The following is a 21,511-nucleotide window of genomic DNA, read 5'->3' as shown; positions in this document are numbered from 1 at the left end:
AATCCGTCAGGGCTGAGTAAACAGCAGCGTCCCTCACTTTCACTTGTAACCCATTAAAGGTCGTTCACTGGCTTTTATGCTCGTCTTACTCAAAGCTACAGGCGCGATATTCTACGTGAAAACAAAGTAAACGGCAGGTCAAACAGAGTATCTTTGCAAATATTTTTTCACATTGGTGTCAAGGGGCTGTGAGGCCGCAAAAAAATCCCCCTGACCGCCCGCTACACCGCGCTCTTTCAACATCTGCCATTCACTGCGTGAACGTACGCCTGTGGCAAATACCTGCGTTTGCGTTCCTTTGCACGCTTCCACCAGACTCTGTACCAGCAGCTGGTTTTCCGTGCGTTTTTCAATCGTTCTGACCAGACCAGGATGCAGCTTCAATAATTCAACATCCAGCTCTTTGATCCAGCTGGTGCTCACCAGCGTCAAACCCGCCTGGGTGACGGCCACACGAGCCCCAAGCGCATTGATTAAACGTACCACCGGACGTAACCGGCTGATGTGTTGACCTACATCTGCCTCTGCAAGTTCAAAAATAATGCGTTTGCGTTGCGATTTTTCGCACTGCATTAACGTGTCGCGTAACCAGCGCTGGAAGCGCGGACGAATCAGCGACTCGACGGTCACCTGTAAAGCCAGATTTTCCTCAGGCCAGTACGATAAAAACGGGATGAGGCGGGTGATTTGCTGGCGGTCATACTCTTCGGATAAGCCAAATTGCAGCACCATCGGCAGATATTCCGCCGAGATAACCTCTTCGGTGCCATCAAAAATACGGCACATCAGCTCACGGTGATGAACATGGCCATTCTTCATGACCGCCGGTTTTTGATAGATACGCGGCCCACCGCGGCTCAGCATCTGTTCAATCAGGGTTCGCCAGCGCACATTGCCGCGCCCTTTCTCCGGCAGCGTATCATCATAGACCGCCCAGCCGTTCGCGCCCTGTAATACGGCGTTACGCGTAGCCGCTTCCGCATGTTCCATCACCTGCTCCGTCGACTGGCCGCCGCGCCAGGCACAGATGCCCATATGCACCATGTCGTCTCTGTCGAGCATTTTGCTCTGCGGCAGCGCATCAACGGCTTTCAGCAGCTGGCTGGCGATACTCTCGGACTCCTTTAAGGTGCGATGCGGCAGCAAGACGGCAAAGTCACTGCGGTGGTAGCGCGCCAGCAGCGCGCCGGGGTAGCGCATAATAAAGGTGGACAGCAGGTTAATCAGGGTGAAGAGATTCTCTTCCGCCACGCGCTGTCCCCAGGTATCACGGAGCAGATCGAAGTCCGGCAGGCGAATCATCATCACCACGCCGTGCGTGCCTACCTTTTCGGGGTCATCAAGCAGCGTAGCCAGCTGATTATCAAAGAAGAGACGGTTGTTAAGGCCCGTTTTGTTATCCTGCGCGGCGTAGGAGCGGATCAGCGTGTCCATACGGCTACGCTGGTCGCTGGCAAACTGGATTTCGGAGAGCAGCACGTCCAGGGCGCTACTGGTGCGCGACGGCCATTCATACACCGATCCCCGCACCTGCGGCCCCCGCTCGCCATTGAGTATCCGCACGGAGCGTGTTTCCAGCAGTTCCTGGCCGGAAAGCTGACGACGCTGCCAGCGAACGGCGAGGAAAATGAGCAGCACGATAAAGGCAACGGCGATGGTCAAGGGTGCGGTGGTCATGAGCGAGCGTAAATAGTTGCTCATCGGATCCTGGTACATCATATGAATCGTCATACCAGGGTGTTTAAGCGAATGGACCGTTACGTCCCGATACTGATCTACCGTGCCGGCAGGACGATAGCTGCCCTGGCGGGTATGGCTGAAAACGGTCTGCTTCCCCTGTTTAATTTCGATCCGCACAATATCCACAGGCACCATTAACTCATCCAGCTCACGCGAAAGCGCCGGGAAGGGTGTGGTAATCAGGCGGGTGTCGATAACCGATGCAACCGATTCAACACGGTTAACCAGCTTATCCTGGATGGCATTATAAAAGCTCAGCGAGCAGCCGATCAGCGTGACAATGATGGTCAGCCCCGTCAGCAAAGTGATAAAAGCTGAGAACTTCGTCGTTAATCGCATCCTTGAGATTACTCCGTGGGTTGAAGGGGTCGCAAGTGAGCGCTAACTTGCATTTCAAATGCGGCATACTACCAAACCTGGTGTATCTGGCAATTTATTGCGTTACATCGGCACGGTGTTTCACTGAGCGAGTATAGTCTTCAGAACATATTTTCCCATTACTAAACCTGGTGAGGACCCCCTATGCAGGCTTTGATTTTAGAACAGCAGGACGGCAAAACCGTTGCCTCGGTGCAAACCATTGAGGAGAGCCGCCTGCCGGAAGGCGACGTGACCGTGGATATCGACTGGTCCAGCCTGAACTATAAAGACGCACTGGCCATTACGGGGAAAGGTAAAATCATCCGAAATTTCCCGATGGTGCCCGGAATCGACTTTGCAGGCCGCGTGCATACCAGTGAAGATCCGCGCTTCCACGCCGGACAGCAGGTCCTGCTCACCGGCTGGGGCGTGGGTGAAAACCACTGGGGCGGGCTGGCGGCACAGGCGCGCGTAAAAGGTGACTGGCTGGTCCCGATGCCGAAAGGCATGGACGGCCGCAAAGCGATGATCGTCGGCACGGCGGGCTTCACCGCCATGCTGTGCGTCATGGCGCTGGAAGAGGCCGGGATCCGTCCTGACTCCGGCGAAATCGTCGTCACCGGCGCAAGCGGCGGCGTGGGCAGCACGGCCGTCACGCTGCTGCACAAGCTGGGATATCAGGTCGCCGCCGTCTCTGGCCGCGAAAGTACGCATGATTATCTGCGTCAGCTGGGCGCAAACCGTATTCTGAGCCGCGACGAGTTCGCCGAAACCCGCCCGCTGGAAAAACAGGTCTGGGCTGGCGCGGTCGATACCGTCGGCGACAAAGTGCTGGCGAAAGTGCTGGCGCAAATGAACTACGGCGGCTGCGTGGCGGCCTGTGGGCTGGCGGGTGGTTTTGCCCTGCCGACGACGGTGATGCCGTTTATTCTGCGCAACGTGCGTCTTCAGGGCGTCGATTCGGTTATGGCTCCAGCCGAGCGGCGTGCCGAGGCCTGGGAACGTCTGGTCCGCGATCTGCCGGCCTCGTTCTATGAGCAGAGCGCCACGGAGATTACCCTGAGCCAGGCGCCAGAGTTCGCGAATAAAATCATGGACAACCAGTTCCACGGTCGTGCGCTGGTCAAAATTGCCTAATCTTCAAATTTTCGTGACATATTCGCGCTAACCCGCCTCCTCCGTCATGCTTAGAAAAACGCCTGACGGAGGATGCCATGAAAACCCGAAAACTGACGGAAGCCGACGTAACGTCTGAGTCTGTCTTTATGCTACAGCGCCGCCAGATCCTGAAGATGCTTGGCATCAGCGCCACCGCCCTGACGCTCACACCTGCGGCCCACGCTGACCTGCTCGACTGGTTTAAGGGTAACGATCGCCCGAAAGCCCCCTCCGGTGCCCCGCTTAACTTCACCAAACCGGCGCAATGGCAAAATAAGCTGGCGCTGACCCCGGAAGAGAAAGTCACCGGCTATAACAACTTTTACGAGTTTGGTCTTGATAAGGCCGATCCTGCCGCCAACGCGGGCAGCATGAAAACCGATCCCTGGACCCTGAAAATTGATGGCGAAGTGGCAAAACCGCTGACGCTGGATCATCACGACCTCACTACCCGCTTCCCCCTTGAAGAACGCATTTACCGCATGCGCTGCGTGGAAGCCTGGTCGATGGTCGTGCCGTGGGTAGGCTTCCCTTTGCACAAGCTGCTGGCCCTGGCTGAGCCCACCAGCAACGCGAAGTATGTCTCCTTCCAGACGCGCTATGCGCCGGACGAGATGCCGGGCCAGAAGGATCGGTTCATCGGCGGCGGGCTGGAATATCCGTACGTTGAAGGGTTACGCCTCGACGAAGCCATGCATCCCCTTACGCTGCTGACCGTGGGCGTTTACGGCAAAGCGCTGCCGCCGCAAAACGGGGCCCCCATTCGCTTAACCGTACCGTGGAAATACGGCTTCAAAAACATTAAATCCATCGTCAGCATCAAGCTCACCCGCGAGCGCCCGCCGACCACCTGGAACCTGGCGGCGCCCGACGAGTACGGGTTTTACGCCAACGTTAACCCACACGTTGACCATCCTCGCTGGTCCCAGGCGACGGAACGTTTTATCGGTTCCGGCGGCGCGCTGGACGTTAAACGCCAGCCAACGCTGCTGTTTAACGGCTATGCGGATGAAGTGGCATCCCTGTACCGTGGGCTGAATTTACGGGAGAACTTCTGAGTGCGTTTAACGGCAAAGCAGATAACCGGGCTGAAGGTTCTCCTGCACTTAGCCGGATTACTCCCCTTTATCTGGCTCTTTTGGGCAGCCAGTCAGGGGCAGTTTAGTGCCGATCCGGCTAAAGATATTCAGCATTTTACGGGTCGGATGGCTCTGAAATTTTTGCTGGCGACCTTGCTCGTCTCACCGCTGGCGCGCTACGCTAAACAGCCCTTATTGATACGCACGCGACGGCTTTTGGGGCTATGGTGTTTTGCCTGGGCGACGCTGCATCTCACCAGCTACGCCCTGCTGGAGTTGGGCATTAACAACCTGGCACTACTCGGCAGCGAACTGGTGACGCGCCCTTATCTGACGCTGGGTATCGTAAGCTGGCTGGTTTTACTGGCGCTGACGCTGACGTCCACGCAGTACGCGCAGCGAAAACTGGGCCGACGCTGGCAACGGCTGCACAACTTCGTCTATCTTGTCGCGATCCTCGCCCCCCTTCATTACCTGTGGTCGGTGAAGATTTTATCCCCTCAGCCGGTCATCTACGCCCTGCTGGCATTGGCCCTTTTAGCATGGCGTTACAAGAAGTTCCGCCAGTGGTGGCGATAGTTAACGAAACTGTGCGTTTTCCCGCAGAATATTTATCAACCGCGAATCTTTTTCGGATAGCGGTTGATAATCTTCCCTGATAAGACCAGTATTTAGCTGCCAAATGCTACGAAATCGTTATAATGTGCGACTTCGGTTTTCCGGACAGGGGTTTTAGGCCTCTGAAAGGGTGACAATTGCGCGTTGAGGGTATATGTTGTTTTTTACCCGAAAATCGCAGGAGATAGCGGCACAATGGCTGACAAATTCCAAATTTTAGTTTTGAACGGACCGAACCTGAACATGCTCGGCACCCGTGAGCCAGAGAAGTACGGCACGCTGACATTGAGCGAAATTGTTAACCGTCTGGGTACGGAAGCAGCCTCGCTGAATGTGGATTTGGACCATTTTCAGTCAAATGCGGAGTACGCAATCATCGACCGTATTCATCAGGCTAAAGACACTGTGGACTATATCCTGATCAATCCGGCCGCGTTTACGCACACCAGTGTTGCTATACGCGACGCACTGCTCGCGGTGAGTATCCCGTTTATCGAGATCCACCTGAGTAACGTGCACGCCCGAGAGCCGTTCCGCCACCATTCCTACCTGTCGGATATCGCCGCTGGCGTGATTTGTGGGCTGGGTGCAGACGGCTATTCATACGCTTTACAGACAGCGGTAAAACGCTTGTCACAATCACACTAAACAAGAGTACGGAACCCACTCATGGATATTCGTAAGATTAAAAAACTGATCGAGCTGGTTGAAGAATCAGGCATCTCCGAACTGGAAATTTCTGAAGGCGAAGAGTCTGTACGCATCAGCCGTGCAGCCCCAGCCGCTAGCTTCCCGGTAATGCAGCAAGCTTACGCTGCGCCAGTGCAACAGCCTGCGCTCGCCGCAGCCGTTGCGCCAGCGGCAGCAGAAGCAGCACCTGCGGCTGCAACAGAAATCAGTGGTCACATCGTACGTTCCCCAATGGTTGGTACTTTCTACCGCACCCCGAGCCCGGATGCGAAAGCGTTCATCGAAGTGGGTCAGAAAGTCAACGTAGGCGATACCCTGTGCATCGTTGAAGCCATGAAAATGATGAACCAGATCGAAGCAGACAAATCAGGTACTGTGAAAGCGATTCTGGTCGAAAGTGGTCAGCCGGTAGAATTTGACGAGCCGCTGGTCGTCATCGAGTAACGAGGCGAACATGCTGGATAAAATTGTTATCGCCAACCGTGGCGAGATTGCACTGCGTATTCTTCGTGCCTGTAAAGAACTGGGCATCAAGACCGTGGCCGTGCACTCAAGCGCGGATCGCGATTTAAAACACGTATTGCTGGCGGATGAGACGGTCTGTATCGGTCCGGCTCCGTCCGTAAAAAGCTATCTGAACATTCCGGCGATCATCAGCGCCGCCGAAATCACCGGCGCGGTCGCGATCCACCCGGGCTACGGCTTCCTCTCTGAGAATGCCAACTTTGCTGAGCAGGTTGAACGCTCTGGCTTTATCTTCATCGGCCCGAAAGCCGACACCATTCGCCTGATGGGCGACAAAGTGTCTGCCATCACCGCGATGAAAAAAGCCGGTGTTCCAACCGTACCAGGCTCTGACGGCCCGTTGACCGACGACATGGATGCTAACCGTGCGCATGCTAAACGCATTGGCTACCCGGTTATCATCAAGGCGTCCGGCGGCGGCGGCGGTCGCGGTATGCGCGTTGTGCGCAGCGATGCCGAACTGGCGCAGTCCATCTCTATGACCAAAGCGGAAGCGAAAGCGGCTTTCAGCAATGACATGGTGTACATGGAAAAATACCTGGAAAACCCACGCCACATCGAAATTCAGGTGCTGGCCGACGGTCAGGGTAACGCGATCTATCTGGCAGAACGTGACTGCTCCATGCAGCGTCGTCACCAGAAAGTCGTCGAAGAAGCGCCAGCGCCGGGCATTACCCCGGAACTGCGTCGCTACATCGGCGAGCGTTGCGCTAAAGCCTGTGTTGATATCGGCTATCGCGGGGCGGGTACCTTTGAGTTCCTGTTCGAAAACGGCGAGTTCTACTTCATTGAAATGAACACCCGTATTCAGGTTGAACACCCGGTTACCGAAATGATCACCGGCGTTGACCTGATCAAAGAGCAGCTGCGTATCGCAGCCGGTCAGCCGCTGTCCATCAAGCAGGAAGAAGTTGTGGTGAAAGGCCATGCGGTAGAGTGCCGTATCAACGCCGAAGACCCGAACACCTTCCTGCCAAGCCCGGGTAAAATCACGCGTTTCCACGCGCCGGGTGGCTTCGGTGTGCGCTGGGAGTCCCATATCTACGCCGGTTACACCGTACCGCCGTACTATGACTCAATGATCGGTAAGCTGATCTGCTACGGCGAAAACCGTGACGTGGCGATTGCCCGCATGAAGAACGCCCTCCAGGAGCTGATCATCGATGGGATCAAAACCAACGTTGATCTCCAGATGCGCATCATGAGCGACGAGCACTTCCAGAATGGTGGAACTAACATCCACTACCTGGAGAAAAAACTCGGTCTGAACGAGAAGTAACAGACCAGCGTTGCTAAAAGGCCGGATAATCCGGCCTTTTTTATTTCTGGGGATCGCAAAGCCCCATCATGTACAATCCCCGCTTTCTTCATCCACAAGGGACAAAAAATGGACAAGCGTTTTGTTCAGGCCCATAAAGAAGCGCGCTGGGCGCTGTGGCTGACCCTTCTCTATCTTGCTGCTTGGTTAGTAACTGCTTACTTACCTGATTCAGCTATCGGCATAACCGGCCTTCCGCACTGGTTTGAAATGGCCTGCCTGCTGCTGCCGCTGGTGTTTATTGTGCTGTGCTGGGCGATGGTGAAATTCATCTATCGCGATATTTCTCTGGAGGACGATGATGCAGCTTGAAGTCATTCTGCCCCTTATCGCTTACCTGTTCCTGGTGTTTGGCCTGTCGGTTTATGCGATGCGCAAACGTTCGACCGGCACCTTTCTGAACGAGTATTTCCTCGGGAGCCGCTCAATGGGTGGCGTCGTGCTGGCGATGACGCTGACCGCCACCTACATCAGCGCCAGCTCGTTTATCGGTGGCCCCGGCGCGGCCTATAAGTACGGACTGGGCTGGGTACTGCTGGCCATGATCCAGCTTCCTGCCATCTGGCTCTCGCTTGGCATATTGGGTAAAAAATTTGCCATCCTGGCCCGCCGCTACAATGCCGTGACGCTGAACGATATGCTGTTTGCCCGCTATCAGAGCCGCCTGCTGGTATGGCTGGCAAGCCTGAGCCTGCTGGTGGCGTTCATCGGGGCGATGACCGTGCAGTTCATCGGCGGCGCGCGCCTGCTGGAAACGGCGGCCGGGATCCCCTACGAGACGGGTCTGGTCATCTTCGGCGTCAGCATCGCGCTGTATACCGCGTTTGGCGGGTTCCGCGCCAGCGTGCTGAACGACACGATGCAGGGGCTGGTCATGCTCGTAGGCACCCTCGTTCTTCTGGTCGGCATCGTGCATGCCGCGGGTGGCCTGGGCCATGCGGTTGAAACTCTGGAAGCGATCGATCCGAAGCTGGTCTCGCCGCAGGGGGCGGATGATATTCTCTCTCCAACCTTCATGACTTCGTTCTGGGTGCTGGTGTGCTTTGGGGTCATTGGCCTGCCGCATACCGCCGTGCGCTGCATCTCATATAAAGACAGCAAAGCCGTGCACCGGGGGATCATCATCGGGACGATTGTGGTGGCGATCCTGATGTTTGGCATGCACCTGGCGGGCGCGCTGGGACGCGCGGTGATCCCTGACCTTACCGTGCCGGATCTGGTCATCCCGACCCTGATGGTAAAAGTGCTGCCGCCGTTTGCCGCCGGGATTTTCCTCGCCGCGCCCATGGCGGCCATTATGTCGACCATCAACGCCCAGTTACTGCAAAGTTCCGCTACGATCATTAAAGATCTCTACCTGAACCTGCGCCCTGAACAGGTTGAAAATGAGCGTCGCCTGAAGCGTATGTCGGCCGCGATCACCCTGGTACTGGGTGCGCTGCTGCTGCTGGCCGCGTGGCGTCCACCGGAGATGATCATCTGGTTGAACCTGCTCGCCTTTGGCGGGCTTGAGGCCGTATTCCTGTGGCCGCTGGTGCTGGGCCTGTACTGGGAACGCGCTAATGCCGCGGGTGCGTTAAGCGGCATGATCGTCGGGGGCGTTCTGTATGCCGTTCTCGCAACGTTTAAAATTCAGTATCTGGGCTTTCACCCGATTGTGCCCTCGCTGCTGTTAAGTTTACTGGCGTTTGTGGTGGGTAACCGTTTCGGCCGCCCCGTACCACCCGCCACCCTGATGTCTACTGATAAATAAAGAGTTTTGCCATGCCGTGGATCCAATTAAAACTGAACACAACCGGCGCGAACGCCGAAGAACTGAGTGATGCGCTGATGGAAGCCGGTTCGGTCTCTATCACTTTCCAGGATACCCATGACACGCCGGTCTTTGAGCCGCTGCCGGGCGAAACGCGCCTGTGGGGCGATACCGACGTTATCGGCCTGTTTGATGCAGAAACCGACATGAAAGAGGTGGTGGCGATTCTGGAAAACCATCCGCTGCTGGGCGCAGGCTTCGCGCATAAAATCGAACAGCTGGAAGACAAAGACTGGGAACGCGAGTGGATGGATAACTTCCATCCGATGCAGTTTGGTCAGCGTCTGTGGATCTGCCCAAGCTGGCGCGAGGTTCCGGATGAAAACGCGGTGAACGTGATGCTCGATCCGGGTCTGGCGTTTGGAACCGGTACTCACCCGACAACCTCCCTGTGCCTGCAATGGCTGGATGGGCTGGATCTGGAAGGCAAAACCGTGATCGACTTCGGCTGCGGATCCGGGATCCTCGCTATCGCGGCGCTGAAGCTGGGCGCGGCCAAAGCCATCGGGATCGATATCGATCCGCAGGCGATTCAGGCCAGCCGTGATAACGCCGAGCGTAACGGCGTTTCCGATCGCCTTGAACTGTATCTGCCCGATGCACAGCCAGAGGCCATGAAAGCCGATGTGGTGGTCGCGAATATCCTGGCTGGCCCGTTACGCGAGCTGGCGCCGTTAATCAGCGTCCTGCCGGTTGAGGGCGGCCTGCTGGGTCTGTCCGGCATTCTGGCAAGCCAGGCAGACAGCGTCTGCGAAGCCTACGCCGATCTCTTTGCGCTCGACCCGGTCGTCGAGAAAGAAGAGTGGTGCCGCATCACCGGTCGTAAAAAATAAGCATTTGGCGTGGTCCTCTGACCACGCCTTTCCCCTTCGGTTTTCCCTCCCGCCTTCATCTTTTCTCCGATAAAATAGCCCTGCAAACAATAATGTTAATTATTGATTTGAATAATAAAATTCACAGGAAGAATACGATGAAACATATTGCATGCAAGGCAGCGCTGCTGGCGCTGAGCATGATGTCGGCTTCGGCTTACGCATCACACTGGAGCTATCAGGGAGAAGGCGCACCGGAGCACTGGGGCGAACTGGACGAGGCGTATAAAACGTGTAAAAGCGGGATGTATCAGTCGCCGATTAACATTGATAGCACGGTCAAAGCCCATATCACTCCGCTGGAAACACACTACATCGACGGCCCGGTCACCCTGACAAACAACGGCCATACTATCCAGGCGAGTGAAAACGCCGATACACGCGACAGCATCACGCTTGATAAACAGACCTGGACGTTACAACAGTTCCATTTCCATGCGCCATCCGAAAACACGGTGCACGGTAAAAAATACGCGATGGAAATGCATCTGGTGCACAAAAATGCTGACGGCGAACTGACGGTCGTTGCCGTTATGTTCGACCAGGGTGCGGCAAACGCTGAGCTGGATAAACTCTGGAGCGTGATGCCAGGACAGGTTGACCAGAACGTCACGATCAAGCCAACCCTCGATATCAATAAACTCCTGCCCGCGGATAAAACCTACTGGCGCTTCAGCGGCTCTCTGACCACGCCGCCGTGCTCAGAAGGGGTAACGTGGCTGGTGCTTAAGCAGCCGCTGACCGTCTCTGCTGAACAGCTTCAAAAATTCACTCATATCATGCATCACGATAACAACCGCCCGGTCCAGCCGCTTCATGGCCGCCTGGTGGTTGAATAAGTCGATTTTTTGCGCTGATATCCTGTGCTGAAAGGCGACACAGATTGCAAGAAGCACCCTAATCTGCTGCATATCGCAGCAGATTATCCCGGACAATTGATTCATTTATTCAGAAATGATGAGAAGTTACGGGAAATTGTAAGAGCCCACAAAACGTTCATTTATTCATAACCCAATGATTTAAATAGCGAATAATCTTATCCCAAAAGTATGACTGGCGATTCATTGATCTACAGCAGTGGATTGTTCAAAGTTTGGCCTTTCATCTCGTGCAAAAAATGCGTAATATACGCCGCCTTGCAGTCACAGTATGGTCATTTCTTAACTCATGCGCATCGGACACCACCAGCTCAGAAATCGCCTGATCGCAGCACCCATGGCAGGTATTACCGACCGGCCGTTCAGGACGCTGTGCTACGAGATGGGAGCAGGACTGACCGTTTCCGAGATGATGTCGTCTAACCCGCAGGTTTGGGAAAGCGATAAGTCCCGCCTACGGATGGTGCACGTTGATGAGCCAGGTATTCGCACCGTGCAAATTGCCGGAAGCGTGCCTGAAGAAATGGCAGATGCCGCGCGTATTAACGTGGAAAGTGGCGCCCAGATTATTGATATCAATATGGGTTGCCCGGCCAAAAAGGTGAATCGCAAGCTTGCAGGTTCAGCCCTTCTGCAATACCCCGACCAGGTGAAGTCAATCCTGACGGCGGTTGTCAGCGCAGTGGACGTTCCTGTTACGTTAAAGATTCGCACGGGTTGGTCGCCGGAACACCGTAACTGCGTAGAGATTGCCCAACTGGCCGAAGACTGTGGCATTCAGGCCCTGACCATTCATGGACGCACTCGCGCCTGTTTGTTCAACGGTGAAGCTGAATACGACAGCATTCGGGCAGTTAAGCAGAAAGTTTCCATTCCGATTATCGCGAATGGCGACATTACTGACCCGCTTAAAGCCAGAGCTGTGCTCGACTATACGGGAGCTGATGCTCTGATGATAGGACGTGCCGCTCAGGGAAGACCCTGGATCTTTCGGGAAATCCAGCATTATCTGGACACTGGGGAGCTGCTTGCCCCGCTGCCTCTGGCAGAGGTTAAGCGCTTGCTTTGTTCGCATGTTCGGGAACTGCATGACCACTACGGCCAGGCAAAAGGGTACCGAATTGCGCGTAAACACGTCTCCTGGTATCTCCAGGAGCACGCTCCAAATGACCAGTTTCGGCGCACATTCAACGCCATTGAGGATGCCAGCGAACAGCTGGAGGCGTTGGAGGCATACTTCGAAAATCTTGCGTAATGAAATAAAGAGCTGACAGAACTATGTTCGAACAACGCGTAAATTCTGACGTACTGACCGTATCTACCGTTAACTCTCAGGATCAGGTGACTCAAAAGCCCCTGCGTGACTCGGTTAAACAGGCACTGAAGAACTATTTTGCTCAACTGAACGGTCAGGATGTTAATGACCTGTATGAGCTGGTACTGGCTGAAGTTGAACAGCCACTGTTGGACATGGTGATGCAATACACCCGTGGTAATCAAACCCGCGCTGCCCTGATGATGGGCATCAACCGTGGTACCCTGCGTAAGAAATTGAAAAAATACGGCATGAACTAATTTCGATTAGCTAACTGCTTGTTTAAAAAGGCGCTCTTCGGCATGGGGAAGCGCCTTTTTTATCGCCCAAATGGGCGACCGTCAACCTTTGTAAACCTTCTCGTTCCCCACTTTTCAACGCCCGCTTTTCGTGTATATTTCCAGCACGTTAAAGGCTCTCTTTTCGCGGAATGACACATGATTCGTAAATACTGGTGGCTGGTCGTTTTTGCTGTCTCTGTTTTCCTTTTCGATGCGCTGCTGATGCAGTGGATTGAACTGATGAGCACTGAAACCGATAAATGTCGCAATATGAATTCCGTAAATCCGCTAAAACTGGTGAACTGTTCAGAGCTGGACTAACCGCTACCCCCTGCGCCATCCCTGCTATCACCTAATAAAAACAGGGATTTAAATCACTTTTCGTCATTTCCTGACGATGATAATGTCTGTGCCCTTTCCAACCGCTCTTGCTTAACATCCCCCAACGAGTGAACAGACCATGCTGGTTAGCCAATACAACCAAATCCTCGTCGTCATCTCCTTTGTTGTCGCCATTCTTGCCGCCTATACCGCACTGAATATGGCTGCGCGCGTTGCCGGTAGCCAGGGCGTCGCTGCGCGCGTCTGGTTGGCAGGCGGCGGGGTGTCGATGGGGATTGGCGTGTGGGCGATGCATTTCATCGGTATGCTGGCGATGGATCTTTCCATGAGCATGAGCTACAACGCGGCCCTGACCGTGCTTTCGATGGTTATCGCCATCAGCTCATCGATGTTCGCCCTGTGGCTCGTTAGCGGTGAGCAGTTGCGTCTGCAACGGCTGCTCCCCGGCGCAGCCGTGATGGGAGCGGGCATTGTTGCCATGCACTACACCGGAATGGCTGCACTGGAAGTCACACCGGGTATTGTCTGGGATAACACGTGGGTGGCCATCTCTGTGGTCATTGCCCTGGCCGCGTCACTGGCCGCTCTTTGGCTGACGTTCCGTTTACGACAGGAAGCCGCACAAATGGCGTTGATGCGGCTGGGGGCGGCGATCACCATGGGCATCGCTATCGCTGGTATGCACTACGCCGGCATGGAAGCCGCCCAGTTTCCGGTGTCGACGATGGTCCACCATCATGGCATTAACGGTAGCTGGCTGGCGGTACTGGTAAGCGTGGTCGCGCTTGCTATTTTGGGGATCACATTACTGGTGTCGATGTTCGATGCCCGCCTTCAGGCTCGTACCTCGCTGCTGGCCTCATCGCTGGCAGAAGCTAACCGCGAGCTCGCACAGCTGGCGTTACATGATACGCTGACGCGTTTGCCCAATCGCATTCTGCTGGGGGATCGTCTCGATCAGGCTATCAGCAAGGCCGATCGCGAGGGGAGCGCCTTCGCGCTGATGTTTATGGATCTCGATGGTTTTAAAACCGTTAATGATGCCTACGGTCATGACGTCGGTGACAAGCTTCTGGTTGCTGTGACTCAGCGCCTGCTGTTGCAGTTGAAAGGTCAGTACACGCTGGCGCGTATCGGTGGGGATGAATTCGTCCTGCTGGCCGAAACTGACAGCCCGGATGATGCAGCCTCACTGGCTAATTCACTGGTGCGCGTTATTGATAGCCCGTTCCATCTCGATCCTTACGAGCTGATGGTCACCCTGAGCATTGGCATCGCGCTCTATCCGCACGACGGCAACACCGATCGTGAACTGATGTTTAACGCTGATGCGGCGATGTATCACACAAAACATATGGGTCGCAACGGTTATCACTTCTTCCAGCCGTCAATGAATACGCTGGCGCAGACGCATCTTCAGTTGATGAACGATCTGTGGCAGGCCATCGACCGTAATGAGTTACGCCTGGTATATCAACCTAAATTCCACGCCCCTGCCGGGCCAGTACTTGGATTTGAAGCGCTGTTACGCTGGCAGCATCCAAAACAGGGATTGTTGTCTCCCGAGCTGTTTCTGCCGCTGGCAGAGAAAACCGGGCTGATTATTCCCATTGGAAACTGGGTCATCGACGAGGCCTGCCGCCAGCTGCGTGAATGGCATCTTCAGGGTCACACGGACTGGTCAATGGCGGTGAATCTTTCTACGTTGCAGTTCGAACAGCCGACGCTGGTTAAAACGGTTCTCGATTGTCTGTCGCGCCATAGCGTACCGCCCGGTATGTTGATCCTGGAGGTGACCGAAACCACGGCGATGAACAATCCAGACGAAAGCGTTCGCGTCCTGACAGCGCTGACGGATGCGGGCGTAAAAGCCTCGATAGACGATTTTGGTACAGGTTACTCAAGCCTGCTCTATCTTAAGCGGCTCCCCGCCTGTGAGTTAAAAATCGATCGCGCTTTCGTGAAAGAGTTAAGTGGAGAGAGCGAAGACGCAACGATTGTCTCGGCGATTGTCGCTCTGGCAAAAACGCTGAATCTGAAGGTTGTGGCGGAAGGGGTGGAAACCGCAGCGCAGCAGGCGTTTTTGACAGAACTGGGATGTAATACGCTACAGGGTTATCTGCTGGGCAAACCGATCACCGCGCAAGCGATTAAGGAACAGTGCCAGCACGGGGAGATGTCGCCACCCCGGACGCCGTCATGAGGCCGCATCGTAAACCACTGGCGTTACTCGGGTGATATGCAGCGTCGCCAGAATATTATCCACCAGCGCCGGCGCCTGTTGGTACAAATTGAAACTGTTGCTGTTCATTAGCCAGTTTTTGATGACTCCGCTAAAAAAGGCGTGGAAAACTATTACCGCAAGTTCAATATTCGTTTGTGACGAGATGATGTTACGAGCAATGCATTGCCTCAGCGTCCTGCGAAGATAATCATCGTTTAAACCGATCCGCTTTCGTATTTCACATTCTGAAATCACATCGTCATGAAATTCACACTTATGATACAAAATCTGTAGAAGAGCATACTGCCGGGGATTGCTTGCAATATATTTCAAGCCGACAATAAATTGTTCACGAAGCATTAACAGCGGGTCATCTTTTTCGGAAAGCACTAACCTGTCACGAATCATCTCACGCAGCGGTAATTGCTGTTCCCAGATGGCGTTAAATATTTCCGCTTTACTCGAAAAATGCCAGTAAACTGCCCCGCGAGTGAGTTGCGCAGCATCGGCGATGTCGGTGAGCGTGGTGTTAGCCACGCCCCGCGTCGCGAATAGCCCGATAGCGGCTTCAATCAACTGCTGACGGGTCTTTTGAGCCTCTTCTTTCTTTTTACGCGCCATAGCCTGCTACTCATTGCTCATACGATTAATACACTACCAAACGTAATGAAGGGGTCGGATAAATAAAAGTATTCATCATAACCGATTTTCATTTTGCACAAAAAAAGTCAATTTGCTTAATTTATAATTCAGTCAAATAAGTTCAATGCATTGCATTCACAAAACACATGAATAAAGCGACCCCAAAACATTTGCGCTGGTTATCCTGACAGAAATTGCATATTGAAAGCACTGGCCAGATTCTGATTTTTACTTTTTAAAGCCCCTCCAGCACGTATAAATTAAAAAACATTAAATACCCTCATTATTATACGCAGCTACATTTTTATTTTTGCCTCATACCCTCTCACCGATTCACGGCAATTATCGGTTTAGGGGTAGTTTAAGGAACAGTAATGACGACTCATTTCAGACGCTTACCCTTATCCGGTTTCATTGTCTGTGCCGCACTGCTCGCCGGGTGCGATGGGCAGGAAAATTCACAGCAGCATGCGCAAGCCCCCCAGGTGAATGTTCATATTGTCAAAAGCGCGCCGCTGGCCGTAACGACGGAATTACCAGGCAGAACAGATGCGTATCGTGTTGCGGAGGTTCGTCCCCAGGTCAGTGGTATCATTCTGCACCGTAATTTTACCGAAGGCAGCGATGTCAAAGCGGGTGAATCCCTTTATCAGATCGATCCTGCCACCTATCAGGCAGCCTACGACAATGCGAAAGGTGAACTGGTAAAAGCGCAGGCGGCGGCAAACATTGCCCATCTGACGGTGAAACGTTACGTTCCGCTGGTCGGTACGCAATATGTGAGCAAGCAGGAGTACGATCAGGCGGTGGCAACCGCTCAGCAGGCGGATGCGAGCGTCGTTGCCGCGAAGGCTGGCGTTGAAAGCGCGCGGATCAACCTCGCCTACACGAAAGTCACATCGCCAATCAGCGGTCGAATTGGTAAATCCAGCGTTACTGAAGGGGCGCTCGTCACTAATGGTCAGTCAACTGCGCTGGCAACGGTTCAGCAGCTCGATCCAATTTATGTCGACGTGACCCAGTCCAGCAGCGATTTTATGCGTCTGAAGCAGACGAGCCTGCAAAAGGGCGACACCAGCAGCGTCGAGCTGCTGATGGAAAACGGCCAGCCTTATCCGTTAAAAGGAACGCTACAGTTCTCTGACGTCACGGTAGATGAAAGTACCGGCTCAATCACCCTTCGCGCCCTCTTCCCTAACCCTCAGCATATGCTGTTACCGGGTATGTTTGTCCGTGCGCGCATCGATGAAGGTACGCAGCCGGATGCCATTCTTGTTCCCCAGCAGGGGTTAACCCGTACACCGCGCGGGGATGCCACCGTGCTTGTGGTAAACGATAAAAATCAGGTGGAATCTCGCACTGTCGTTGCACCGCAGGCGATTGGCGATCGGTGGCTGGTCACGGACGGCCTTAAAAACGGTGACCGCGTCATCACCAGCGGCCTGCAAAAAGTTCGCCCTGGCGTCACCGTCGTGGCTATTCCTGATACCGCCGCTACTCCAGCCAGTTAAGGGATATCGTCATGGCTAATTTCTTTATTCAACGGCCTGTTTTCGCCTGGGTACTCGCCATCATTCTGATGATTGCGGGCGGGCTGGCCATTTTAAAACTGCCGGTCGCGCAATATCCGACCATTGCGCCACCCGCAGTTGCGGTGACAGCAACCTACCCTGGCGCGGATGCCCAGACGGTACAGGACACGGTGACGCAGGTTATCGAACAGAACATGAACGGAATCGACAATCTGATGTACATGTCGTCCACCAGTGATTCTGCCGGTAACGTCACCATCACCCTGACGTTCGAGTCGGGTACGGATCCTGATATCGCGCAGGTTCAGGTTCAGAACAAGCTTCAGCTCGCCATGCCGCTGCTGCCGCAGGAAGTGCAGCAACAGGGGATCGGCGTGGAAAAATCCAGCAGCAGCTTCCTGCTGGTTGCGGGCTTCGTGTCGGATAATAAAAACCTTACCCAGGATGATATCTCCGACTATGTTGCTTCTAACGTAAAAGATGCGATCAGCCGTACTTCCGGCGTCGGTGACGTGCAGCTGTTCGGTGCGCAGTATGCCATGCGAATCTGGCTGGACAGCAACGCAATGAATAAGTACCAGCTCACGCCGCTGGACGTCATTAACCAGCTGAAAACCCAGAACGACCAGATTGCGGCGGGCCAGTTGGGGGGGACGCCGTCTGTACCGGGTCAGCAGCTGAACGCCTCTATTATTGCTCAAACGCGCCTGAAATCGCCGGAGGAGTTTGGCCGTGTGACGCTGAAGGTGAACCAGGACGGTTCAATGGTCCACCTGAAGGACGTGGCCCGCATTGAGCTGGGTGGCGAAAACTACAACATGGTCACCAAAATCAACGGGCAGGCCGCGACGGGGCTCGGGATCAAGCTGGCGACTGGCGCAAACGCTCTGGATACCGCTGCCGCCATCAAGAGCAAACTGGCGCAGTTGCAGCCCTTCTTCCCGCAGGGCCTGAGAGTTGTCTATCCATACGACACCACACCTTTCGTGAAGATCTCAATTCATGAAGTGGTGAAGACGCTGTTTGAAGCGATCGTTCTCGTGTTCCTGGTGATGTACCTGTTCCTGCAAAACCTGCGGGCAACCCTTATACCGACTATCGCGGTGCCCGTGGTGTTGCTGGGTACTTTTGCGGTACTGGCTGCGTTCGGTTTCTCCATTAACACCCTGACGATGTTCGGGATGGTATTGGCGATAGGTTTGCTCGTCGATGATGCCATCGTGGTGGTCGAGAACGTAGAACGCGTGATGGTGGAGGACAAGCTGCCGCCAAAAGAGGCGACGCAGAAGTCGATGGAACAAATCCAGGGCGCTCTGGTGGGCATTGCCATGGTGCTTTCGGCGGTGTTTATACCGATGGCATTTTTTGGAGGCTCTACCGGGGCTATCTATCGCCAGTTCTCGCTAACCATCGTCTCCGCGATGGCCTTATCGGTGCTGGTTGCGCTGATATTAACGCCAGCGCTTTGTGCCACCCTGCTCAAACCCGTTGCCAGCGAGCATCATGAAAAGAAAGGTGGCTTCTTTGGCTGGTTTAACGCGCTTTTTGATAAGAGCGTGGAGCACTACAGCAACAGCGTAAGCGGTATTTTACGTAAGACCGGGCGCTATCTGCTGGTATACGTCATCATCGTCGGCGGCATGGCAGTCTTGTTCCTGCGCCTGCCTTCCTCCTTCCTGCCGGAAGAGGATCAGGGGGTGTTTATGACGATGGTTCAGCTGCCGGCAGGGGCGACGCAGATGCGCACCCAGCAGGTGCTCGATCAGGTTCAGGATTACTATCTGACGAAAGAGAAAGCGAACGTTGAATCGGTCTTCACCGTAAACGGCTTTAGCTTTAGCGGCCAGGGCCAAAACGCCGGTATCGCGTTCGTCAGCCTGAAGCCCTGGGAAGAACGTCCGGGCGATGAAAACGGCGTTAGCGCCATTGTCAGCCGTGCGACGAAAGCGTTCAGCCAGATCAAAGATGGCCTTGTATTTCCGTTTAACCTGCCCGCGATTATTGAGCTGGGCACGGCGACAGGCTTCGACTTCGAACTGATTGACCAGGCAAACCTGGGGCATACGCAACTAACGCAGGCGCGTAACCAGCTGCTTGGCATGGTGAGAGAACATCCAGATTTACTGGTCCGCGTGCGTCCTAACGGCCTGGAGGATACGCCTCAATTCAAGCTGGATGTCGATCAGGAGAAAGCACAGGCGTTAGGTGTAAGCGTATCTGATGTTAATCAGACCATCTCAACAGCACTGGGTGGCACCTATGTGAATGACTTTATCGATCATGGACGCGTGAAAAAAGTTTACGTACAGGCTGACGCTCGCTTCCGTATGCTGCCAGGAGACATTAGCGGCCTGTATGTGCGTAGCGCTAACGGCGAAATGGTGCCTTTCTCTGCCTTTAGCAGCTCTCACTGGGTATACGGTTCACCCCGTCTGGAACGTTACAATGGGATGCCATCAATGGAGATCCTCGGTGAGTCTGCGCCAGGCAAAAGTACCGGTGAGGCAATGGCGTTAATGGAAAGCCTTGCGTCGAAACTGCCTTCCGGCATCGGCTACGACTGGACGGGGATGTCTTACCAGGAACGTCTTTCCGGTAATCAGGCTCCAGCCCTGTACGCCATTTCGCTGATAGTGGTGTTCCTGTGTCTGGCTGCCCTCTATGAAAGCTGGTCAATTCCATTCTCGGTCATGCTGGTTGTGCCCCTGGGGGTGATCGGCGCGCTTCTGGCTGCATCGGTGCGCGGGCTGAACAATGACGTCTACTTCCAGGTTGGTCTGCTTACGACAATTGGTTTATCCGCCAAGAACGCCATACTGATCGTTGAGTTCGCCAAAGATCTCATGGATAAAGAAGGCAAAGGGATTATCGAAGCCACGCTGGAAGCCTCACGTATGCGTCTGCGTCCTATCCTGATGACTTCCCTGGCATTCATCCTTGGCGTTATGCCTCTGGTAATCAGTAGTGGTGCAGGAAGTGGGGCACAAAACGCTGTCGGTACGGGCGTGATGGGCGGGATGCTGTCAGCTACGCTGCTGGCCATTTTCTTCGTTCCTGTTTTCTTTGTGGTTGTCCGAAGACGGTTTACAAAGCACAAGGATTAATGAAAAATTAAAAGGCACCTCGGGTGCCTTTTTTATTTACGGAAAACAACAGAATAAATATATCGATCCTTCACATTTTCTCCATTAATTATCTCCACCCGCTCCTTTTCTCCATGATTTTTACAATCCACACAAATTGAGATTATTCACTGTTCTGCATGGTATTAGCACGGTGGTAAAATAATCATCAATTCGTTAATTGCCGCATCGGCTCTGAAGCGAATAAGCGATTATTTTGAGGTAACATCATGAAAAGATTCCTTTCCGTTGCACTCCTCGCTGCGCTGCTTGCTGGCTGTGCGCACGACTCTCCATGTGTACCGGTATACGACGATCAGGGCCGACTGGTTCACACCAATACCTGCATGAAGGGCACCACCCAGGATAACTGGGAAACAGCAGGTGCGATAGCCGGTGGTGCCGCGGCAATAGCGGGCCTGACGCTGGGTATTGTTGCTCTGACTAAATAAGGCTTTTAAAAGCGCGGCGATGTCCGCGCTTTTATTTTGTTGTGATGTAAGCGCTTATATTTTCCATCCTGGCTTTACCCGTTATTAACTCTATTTAACACCCTACTACGCTTCCTGCTTTACACAGTTAACCCTGCCAGTAACCTCACTCCTGCTGCGTTTCGATTACTTTATGTATACGCACTATTTTGCCAGTTAAACGCATAGGTATACGCCGATATGTGCGAATTTCGCGAGAGGGATTAACGAGGTGAGGGATTTAACAGTACGCATAACGCAAAAAGGCCATCCTTTCGGATGGCCTTTCTACTTGTTTGATGTCTGGCAGTTCCCTACTCTCACATGGGGAGACCCCACACTACCATCGGCGCTACGGCGTTTCACTTCTGAGTTCGGCATGGGGTCAGGTGGGACCACCGCGCTAAAGCCGCCAGACAAATTCTTTTACTTCTTGCCGAACTTTAACCTAAGTATAAAGTGGTGCTGATACCCAGAGTCGAACTGGGGACCTCACCCTTACCAAGGGTGCGCTCTACCAACTGAGCCATAT

At 54.1% G+C, this 21,511-nt stretch carries 19 protein-coding genes and 1 rRNA gene; 17 read left to right on the top strand and 3 right to left on the bottom strand.

From position 1 onward, the window contains the following. Positions 1–138 precede the first annotated feature (138 nt). Entirely contained in the window at positions 139–2,079 is a 1,941-nt protein-coding gene (gene csrD / locus IM300_RS16660; RefSeq protein WP_063867536.1) for an RNase E specificity factor CsrD, read from the bottom strand. A gap of 183 nt (positions 2,080–2,262) precedes the next feature. On the opposite strand from csrD, the gene IM300_RS16655 reads away from it, so the two are divergent. The 14 genes from IM300_RS16655 (at position 2,263) to IM300_RS16590 (ending at position 15,192) form a co-directional block, all read left to right on the top strand. Beyond that, positions 2,263–3,237, top strand: a complete 975-nt coding sequence (locus IM300_RS16655; RefSeq protein ID WP_063450994.1) for an MDR family oxidoreductase — start codon at positions 2,263–2,265, stop codon at positions 3,235–3,237. 77 nt (positions 3,238–3,314) lie between these two features. Next, complete coding sequence (gene msrP, locus IM300_RS16650) at positions 3,315–4,316, top strand: protein-methionine-sulfoxide reductase catalytic subunit MsrP (RefSeq protein WP_063450993.1); 1,002 nt, start codon at positions 3,315–3,317, stop codon at positions 4,314–4,316. After that, positions 4,317–4,916 carry a protein-methionine-sulfoxide reductase heme-binding subunit MsrQ gene (gene msrQ / locus IM300_RS16645; RefSeq protein ID WP_063867534.1) on the top strand — a complete coding sequence of 200 codons (600 nt, stop codon included), beginning with the start codon at positions 4,317–4,319 and terminating at the stop codon, positions 4,914–4,916. Between the two features lie 234 nt (positions 4,917–5,150). Then, complete coding sequence (gene aroQ, locus IM300_RS16640; protein ID WP_022649568.1) at positions 5,151–5,603, top strand: type II 3-dehydroquinate dehydratase; 453 nt, start codon at positions 5,151–5,153, stop codon at positions 5,601–5,603. A gap of 21 nt (positions 5,604–5,624) precedes the next feature. Continuing rightward, positions 5,625–6,089: an acetyl-CoA carboxylase biotin carboxyl carrier protein gene (gene accB, locus IM300_RS16635; protein ID WP_063450991.1), complete on the top strand. Its 465-nt coding sequence runs from the start codon at positions 5,625–5,627 to the stop codon at positions 6,087–6,089. Positions 6,090–6,099: 10 nt separating this feature from the next. Next, the gene (gene accC, locus IM300_RS16630) at positions 6,100–7,449 is read left to right on the top strand and encodes an acetyl-CoA carboxylase biotin carboxylase subunit (RefSeq protein WP_003860388.1); all 1,350 of its coding nucleotides are present in this window, start codon (positions 6,100–6,102) and stop codon (positions 7,447–7,449) included. Between the two features lie 108 nt (positions 7,450–7,557). Continuing rightward, on the top strand, positions 7,558–7,800 hold the full coding sequence (locus tag IM300_RS16625; RefSeq protein WP_022649569.1) for a YhdT family protein: 243 nt from the start codon (positions 7,558–7,560) through the stop codon (positions 7,798–7,800). Further along, entirely contained in the window at positions 7,790–9,241 is a 1,452-nt protein-coding gene (panF, locus tag IM300_RS16620) for a sodium/pantothenate symporter (RefSeq protein ID WP_063867532.1), read from the top strand. Before IM300_RS16625 ends, panF begins: the two co-directional genes overlap by 11 nt. 11 nt (positions 9,242–9,252) lie before the next feature. Continuing rightward, on the top strand, positions 9,253–10,134 hold the full coding sequence (gene prmA, locus IM300_RS16615; protein WP_017382703.1) for a 50S ribosomal protein L11 methyltransferase: 882 nt from the start codon (positions 9,253–9,255) through the stop codon (positions 10,132–10,134). Positions 10,135–10,271: 137 nt separating this feature from the next. Continuing rightward, positions 10,272–11,012, top strand: a complete 741-nt coding sequence (locus IM300_RS16610; RefSeq protein ID WP_193037484.1) for a carbonic anhydrase — start codon at positions 10,272–10,274, stop codon at positions 11,010–11,012. A 328-nt stretch (positions 11,013–11,340) separates the two neighbouring features. Next, positions 11,341–12,306 carry a tRNA dihydrouridine synthase DusB gene (gene dusB / locus IM300_RS16605; RefSeq protein ID WP_006812176.1) on the top strand — a complete coding sequence of 322 codons (966 nt, stop codon included), beginning with the start codon at positions 11,341–11,343 and terminating at the stop codon, positions 12,304–12,306. 23 nt (positions 12,307–12,329) lie between these two features. After that, positions 12,330–12,626, top strand: coding sequence for a DNA-binding transcriptional regulator Fis (fis, locus tag IM300_RS16600; protein ID WP_000462905.1), 297 nt, complete (start codon positions 12,330–12,332; stop codon positions 12,624–12,626). Positions 12,627–12,803: 177 nt separating this feature from the next. Further along, positions 12,804–12,968, top strand: a complete 165-nt coding sequence (locus tag IM300_RS16595) for a DUF2556 family protein (RefSeq protein WP_063450987.1) — start codon at positions 12,804–12,806, stop codon at positions 12,966–12,968. 139 nt (positions 12,969–13,107) lie between these two features. Next, entirely contained in the window at positions 13,108–15,192 is a 2,085-nt protein-coding gene (locus IM300_RS16590) for a bifunctional diguanylate cyclase/phosphodiesterase (protein WP_193037482.1), read from the top strand. Here IM300_RS16590 and envR read toward each other — a convergent pair. Beyond that, positions 15,187–15,834: an acrEF/envCD operon transcriptional regulator gene (gene envR / locus IM300_RS16585; protein ID WP_193037480.1), complete on the bottom strand. Its 648-nt coding sequence runs from the start codon at positions 15,832–15,834 to the stop codon at positions 15,187–15,189. The genes IM300_RS16590 and envR overlap by 6 nt on opposite strands. Positions 15,835–16,229: 395 nt before the next feature. Between envR and IM300_RS16580 the strand changes: the two genes are divergently transcribed. The 3 genes from IM300_RS16580 (at position 16,230) to IM300_RS16570 (ending at position 20,961) form a co-directional block, all read left to right on the top strand. Then, the gene (locus tag IM300_RS16580; RefSeq protein WP_193037478.1) at positions 16,230–17,366 is read left to right on the top strand and encodes an efflux RND transporter periplasmic adaptor subunit; all 1,137 of its coding nucleotides are present in this window, start codon (positions 16,230–16,232) and stop codon (positions 17,364–17,366) included. A gap of 11 nt (positions 17,367–17,377) precedes the next feature. Further along, on the top strand, positions 17,378–20,491 hold the full coding sequence (locus IM300_RS16575) for an efflux RND transporter permease subunit (RefSeq protein WP_193037476.1): 3,114 nt from the start codon (positions 17,378–17,380) through the stop codon (positions 20,489–20,491). Between the two features lie 248 nt (positions 20,492–20,739). After that, positions 20,740–20,961: a lipoprotein gene (locus tag IM300_RS16570; RefSeq protein ID WP_003860364.1), complete on the top strand. Its 222-nt coding sequence runs from the start codon at positions 20,740–20,742 to the stop codon at positions 20,959–20,961. A 319-nt stretch (positions 20,962–21,280) separates the two neighbouring features. Here IM300_RS16570 and rrf read toward each other — a convergent pair. Then, positions 21,281–21,396, bottom strand: a 5S ribosomal RNA gene (rrf, locus tag IM300_RS16565). Between the last annotated feature and the right edge of the window lie 115 nt (positions 21,397–21,511).

Source organism: Enterobacter cloacae complex sp. I2 (genome assembly GCF_014896205.1).
Lineage (GTDB): Bacteria > Pseudomonadota > Gammaproteobacteria > Enterobacterales > Enterobacteriaceae > Enterobacter > Enterobacter quasihormaechei.
Note: the sequence above shows the minus strand (reverse complement) of the source record. Positions and strands in the feature narration are given on the sequence as shown.

Coding starts and splice junctions, on each gene's coding strand:
- panF (WP_063867532.1), top strand. CDS start 7,790: ATGCAGCTTGAAGTCATTCTGCCCCTTATCGCTTACCTGTTCCTGGTG.
- dusB (WP_006812176.1), top strand. CDS start 11,341: ATGCGCATCGGACACCACCAGCTCAGAAATCGCCTGATCGCAGCACCC.
- IM300_RS16595 (WP_063450987.1), top strand. CDS start 12,804: ATGATTCGTAAATACTGGTGGCTGGTCGTTTTTGCTGTCTCTGTTTTC.
- envR (WP_193037480.1), bottom strand. CDS start 15,834: ATGGCGCGTAAAAAGAAAGAAGAGGCTCAAAAGACCCGTCAGCAGTTG.
- IM300_RS16570 (WP_003860364.1), top strand. CDS start 20,740: ATGAAAAGATTCCTTTCCGTTGCACTCCTCGCTGCGCTGCTTGCTGGC.
- IM300_RS16580 (WP_193037478.1), top strand. CDS start 16,230: ATGACGACTCATTTCAGACGCTTACCCTTATCCGGTTTCATTGTCTGT.
- fis (WP_000462905.1), top strand. CDS start 12,330: ATGTTCGAACAACGCGTAAATTCTGACGTACTGACCGTATCTACCGTT.
- IM300_RS16625 (WP_022649569.1), top strand. CDS start 7,558: ATGGACAAGCGTTTTGTTCAGGCCCATAAAGAAGCGCGCTGGGCGCTG.
- aroQ (WP_022649568.1), top strand. CDS start 5,151: ATGGCTGACAAATTCCAAATTTTAGTTTTGAACGGACCGAACCTGAAC.
- accB (WP_063450991.1), top strand. CDS start 5,625: ATGGATATTCGTAAGATTAAAAAACTGATCGAGCTGGTTGAAGAATCA.
- IM300_RS16590 (WP_193037482.1), top strand. CDS start 13,108: ATGCTGGTTAGCCAATACAACCAAATCCTCGTCGTCATCTCCTTTGTT.
- IM300_RS16610 (WP_193037484.1), top strand. CDS start 10,272: ATGAAACATATTGCATGCAAGGCAGCGCTGCTGGCGCTGAGCATGATG.
- msrP (WP_063450993.1), top strand. CDS start 3,315: ATGAAAACCCGAAAACTGACGGAAGCCGACGTAACGTCTGAGTCTGTC.
- csrD (WP_063867536.1), bottom strand. CDS start 2,079: ATGCGATTAACGACGAAGTTCTCAGCTTTTATCACTTTGCTGACGGGG.
- IM300_RS16655 (WP_063450994.1), top strand. CDS start 2,263: ATGCAGGCTTTGATTTTAGAACAGCAGGACGGCAAAACCGTTGCCTCG.
- prmA (WP_017382703.1), top strand. CDS start 9,253: ATGCCGTGGATCCAATTAAAACTGAACACAACCGGCGCGAACGCCGAA.
- IM300_RS16575 (WP_193037476.1), top strand. CDS start 17,378: ATGGCTAATTTCTTTATTCAACGGCCTGTTTTCGCCTGGGTACTCGCC.
- accC (WP_003860388.1), top strand. CDS start 6,100: ATGCTGGATAAAATTGTTATCGCCAACCGTGGCGAGATTGCACTGCGT.